Source organism: Pseudomonas sp. A39 (assembly GCF_058145955.1).
Genome location: NZ_JBYVMD010000114.1, coordinates 1 through 1,066, shown reverse-complemented (window position 1 = coordinate 1,066; position 1,066 = coordinate 1). Strand labels below are relative to the sequence as shown.

Sequence of the window (1,066 nt, the reverse complement as noted above, 5' to 3'; positions counted from 1 at the left end):
GTGGCGCCCCAGGTGATCAGCTTGCCGATCAGCGAGTCGTAGTTGGACGGAACCTTGTAGCCGCTGTACAGGTGCGAATCGACGCGAACGCCGTTGCCGCCCGGTGCATGGAAATGCTTGACCAGGCCTGGACTCGGGATAAAGGTTTTCGGGTCTTCGGCGTTGATGCGGCACTCCAGGGAGTGGCCGTGCATCTTCACGTCGTCCTGGGTGAAGGACAGTACGTTGCCGGCGGCGATGCTCAGCATCTCCTTGACGATGTCGATACCGGTGACCATCTCCGATACCGGGTGCTCTACCTGCACACGAGTGTTCATCTCGATGAAGTAGAAACGACCGTTCTCGTAGAGGAACTCGAAAGTACCGGCGCCACGGTAGTTGATGTCGATGCACGCCTTGACGCAGCGTGCCAGCACTTCCTGGCGAGCCTTTTCATCCAGGCCCGGTGCCGGTGCTTCTTCCAGTACCTTCTGGTGACGACGTTGCAGCGAGCAATCGCGGTCGCCCAGGTGGATGGCGTGGCCCTGGCCGTCGGACAGTACCTGGACTTCCACGTGACGTGGGTTGGTCAGGTATTTTTCCAGGTAGACCATCGGGTTGCCGAACCAGGCGCCCGCTTCGGAGCGGGTCTGCTTGGCGGCTTCGATCAGGTCTTCTTCCTTGTGCACCACGCGCATGCCGCGACCACCACCGCCACCGGCGGCCTTGATGATCACGGGGTAGCCGACTTCACGACCAATGCGCAGAGCGGTTTCTTCGTCTTCCGGCAGTGGGCCGTCGGAGCCAGGAACGGTGGGTACACCGGCGGCGATCATGGCGTCCTTGGCCGAGACCTTGTCGCCCATCAGGCGAATGGTGTCGGCTTTCGGGCCGATGAAGGCAAACCCGGATTTTTCCACCTGTTCGGCGAAATCGGCGTTTTCCGCGAGGAAGCCGTAGCCTGGGTGGATACCATCAGCGCCGGTCACTTCCGCGGCCGCGATGATGTTCGAGACTTTCAGGTACGAGTTCGTGGCCAGTGGCGGGCCGATGCAAATGCTTTCGTCCGCCAGTTTCACGTGCATCA

Annotated in this window: 1 protein-coding gene; it reads right to left on the bottom strand. The window is 61.1% G+C overall.

The genetic code is table 11. The features are described 5' to 3' along the window. Positions 1–1,066 (bottom strand): acetyl-CoA carboxylase biotin carboxylase subunit (locus AC3ZU9_RS31425; protein ID WP_490091790.1); only part of this gene is annotated, 1,066 nt, incomplete at both ends.